Origin of the sequence: Ramlibacter sp. (assembly GCF_050250995.1) — a bacterium.
Taxonomy (GTDB): domain Bacteria; phylum Pseudomonadota; class Gammaproteobacteria; order Burkholderiales; family Burkholderiaceae_C; genus Ramlibacter.
The window spans coordinates 1-3,622 of record NZ_JBFWNP010000098.1 but is presented as its reverse complement, the minus strand read 5'-3'; the positions used below and the strand labels follow the sequence as shown (position 1 = coordinate 3,622).

General features: G+C 68.8%; 2 protein-coding genes. Both read left to right on the top strand.

Annotated features, from left to right (window positions below; genetic code table 11):
- The coding region (locus AB7E83_RS28000) for a hypothetical protein (protein ID WP_428574802.1) at window positions 1-1,264 on the top strand (1,264 nt) is incomplete at its 5' end.
- Window positions 1,265-1,310: 46 nt separating this feature from the next.
- A complete protein-coding gene (locus AB7E83_RS27995) occupies window positions 1,311-3,551 on the top strand; it encodes a PEGA domain-containing protein (RefSeq protein ID WP_428574801.1) in 2,241 nt (746 codons plus the stop codon).
- Window positions 3,552-3,622 lie beyond the last annotated feature (71 nt).

The window sequence follows — 3,622 nt, the reverse complement described above, 5'->3', positions numbered from 1 at the left end:
AGCGGACCCGCAGCTCACGCCCGCCGAGAAAGTCACCGCCCGTCTCGATACCCAGAACGCACTGGCCGCCGTGCTGAAGCTGGCGGACATGCTGAAAGCGCGCCAGGCCCACGAGTGGGCGAAAGACGCCTATGCCGCCGCCAGCGAGGAGATCGCGGCCGGTGAACTCGCCTATCGCGAACAACGTTTTCCGGCAGCCTTGCGCGCGTATGCAGAGGCCACGAAGCAGCTGCTGGCCATCGAAAAAGGCATCCCCGACATCGTCGCCAACTTCATCGACGAAGGCGAACGCGCGCTGCAGGGCACCGACGGCGTCGCGGCCGTACAGGCCTTCGAGCGCGCACTTGCCCTCGCGCCGGACCACAAGCGCGCACAGGAAGGCCTGCGGCGTGCCAGCGCGCTCGACCGCGTGCTCGCGCTGATCGCCGAAGCGCAGGGCTACGAGAAGATCGGCGATACCGACCGCGCGCGCAGCGCCTATCGCGAGGCGCTGACGCTCGATTCGCAGGCCAGCGAAGCGACGCAGGCGCTCGAACGCATCGAGCGCGAAAGAGTCGACAAGGCGTATGCCCGCGCGATGTCGGCCGGCTACCAGGCGCTCGAAGCCCAGCGCTTCGACGCCGCGAAGGAAAGCTTTCAGCATGCGAGCACCCTCAAGCCGCAGTCGAACGAAGCCGCGAACGCCTTGCAACAGACGGCGCTGCGGGCCAGCGCCGCTCGCATCGAACAAACCCTGAAGGCCGCTACCAACCATGAGCGTGCAGAACGCTGGAACGAAGCGGCAGGCCAGTATCGCGCGGCGCTGGCCCTCGACGGCCAGCTCGATGCCGCCAAGCTCGGGCTGTCGCGCGCCAGCGCGCGGGCGGCCATCGACATCGAAATGGAAAAGACGCTCGCACGTGCCGAACGCCTCGGCGACGAAGCGGTTTACGGCCAGGCCCAGGCGCTGCTGACGAATGCCCGCGCCGTGGCCGCCCCCGGCCCGAAACTCCAGCGACAGATTGGCGCCCTCGCGACCGCCATCAAGCATTACCGCACGCCCGTCACCGTCACGCTGCACTCGGATGGGCAGACCGCGGTGAGCGTCTCTCGCGCCGGAACGCTTGCGCCATTCGTCAGCCAGCAACTGACTCTGCTGGCCGGGCGTTATACTGCTACCGGCAAGCGCGACGGCTATCGCGACGTGCGCGTGGAGTTCACCGTCGATCCCGCGGCGCCGCCGCCGGCCGTCGACGTTCGCTGTACCGAAGTCATCAATTTCTAGGGAGCCGGGTTCACCGGGCCACCGCCTGCAACGTCCGCCATCCCACGTGTCGACCTCCCCGCCGAACGAGCCACGCGCCCGCGACGACGAGCTGATAGCACCGGCCGCCTTCCGCCCGCCCGGCGCGCTGCACGGCTTCGAATGGCCGGCCGTCCCGTGGGGCGCGATCGCCATTGTCGTCACCGTCGCCGTGACCGCGCTGGTGATGGGCTACCTGCTGCTCGCGCGCTCCATCCTGATCGAGACCGATCCCGTCGACGCCGAGCTCGCGGTCGACGAGTGGCTCGCGCCGCGGATTGGCCGGCACTGGCTGTTGACCCCCGGCGAGCACGCCGTGCGCGCCAGCGCTCCGGGCTACAAGCGCCTGGTGAGCAGCATCGACGTCACCACCGACACGCTGCAGCAGCATCGCCTGGCATTGACGCCGCTGCCGGGCAGGCTCGCCATCACGCTCACGCCAGCGTCGCAGGCCAGCGTGCGGATAGACGGGCAGCCGGTCGGTGAAGCGCCGGGCACGATCGAGGAAGTCGAAGCGGGGACGCGCCTCGTCGAACTGTCCGCCCCGCGTTACCTCCCCTATACCGCGACGATCGAGGTGCGTGGCAAACGCCTGGAGGAAACACTGGACGCGACGCTGGAACCGGCGTGGGCGGACTTCGCGCTGCAGTCCGCACCCGCCGGCGCGGCGCTCGCGATCGACGGCGAAGAAGTCGGCACCACGCCGTATGCAGGTGAACTCCTCCACGGCAAACGCCGGCTCGACGTGCGCATGAAGGGCTACAAGCCGTGGACGCGGACCATCGATGTGCTGGCAGGACAGCCGGTGACGATTCCGGACGTGACGCTCGCCAAGGCCGACGGCATCTTCGAACTGGTCACGCAGCCCGCAGGCGCAGCGATCACCATCGACGGCCGTTTCCGCGGCGAAGCGCCCACCAGGCTCGCGGTAACGCCGGATCGTGCGCACCGGGTGACGGTGATGAAAGCGGGCTATGCGCCGCTGACGATCGAAGCGCGCGCCGCACCCGACCAGCTCACTGCGCTTGCGCTGAAGCTCGAACCGGAACTCGCCGTGATCAATCTCATCACGGAGCCGGCCGATGCGGAACTGCTCGTCGATGGCGAGCCCGCGGGCAATGCCACGCAACGCCTGAACCTGCCGACACATGAGCACGAACTCATCGTGCGCAAGGCCGGCTACGCGACTTATCGGACCGTGGTGACGCCGCGCAAGGGGGTCGACAAGCATTTGCGCATCACCTTGAAGACCGCCGCCCAGATGGTGCGCGAACAGCAGCCTTCGCCGCCGCCCCCTCCACGCGCGGCGCCCGAGACGCTGCCGCCGCCCGGTGAAACGCCACCGCCGCTCAGCGCCCAGCCGCCTGTCTCGAGCCAGGCGACGCAGGCCGCGCAGGCGAGTGTGGACATCGCCAACAATCCCTTCGTGCCGGACGAGATCCGGGCGGAGGCGGAAGCGCTGTTGCGCCCGACGCCGCCTGCCAGCGGCGAGCAGGAGATTCGCACGAGTTCGGGCCAGACGCTGCGACGTTTCACCGGCGGCGCGCTCGAACTGCCGAAGCGGCCGCCGGCGACGCTCACCCGCCCGTTCTACCTCGCGACGCGTGAAGTCACGAACGCGGACTATCGGCGTTTCATCAGCAGCCACGTGTCGCGCGGGGCGAGCGGACAGGAGTTGAACGCGGATACGCAACCCGTCGTCGGCATCAGCTGGGAAGCGGCCGCGACCTACTGCAACTGGCTGTCGCGTCGTGAATCGCTGCCACCGTTCTACCAGATTCGTTACGGTCGCGTGCTCGGCGTGAATCCCGCTGCCGTGGGTTACCGGCTCCCCACCGAGGCGGAGTGGGACTGGGCGACTTCGCGCGACGGCGGCGGCAAGCCGCTGCGCTACCCGTGGGGGGAACGCTATCCGCCGCGCGAACGGGTCGGCAATCTCGCCGACCAGGCCGCGAGCAGCTATCTCGGCACGGTGATCAAAGGCTATGACGACGGCTTTGCCGCCACGGCGCCGGTCGGCAGTTTCGCGCCGAATCCACACGGGCTCTACGATGTGGCGGGGAACGTCGCGGAGTGGATGCACGATGCCTTCGCGCCGGCGCCAGCGGGCGGGCGCGATCCGCTGGGCCCCACCAGCGCGGCCCAGCATGTGGTGCGCGGGTCCAGTTGGTCGAGCGAAGGCGAAGTGCGGCTCCAGAGCGCTTATCGGGAAGCCGCGCAAGGCCCGCGACCGGATCTCGGCTTCCGGCTCGCGCGCTACCTGCAGTAAACGGGATGGAACGATGAAAATGCTGCGTGCAATGGCCCTGGTCGTGTGCCTGCTGAGTCTGCTGATGGCCT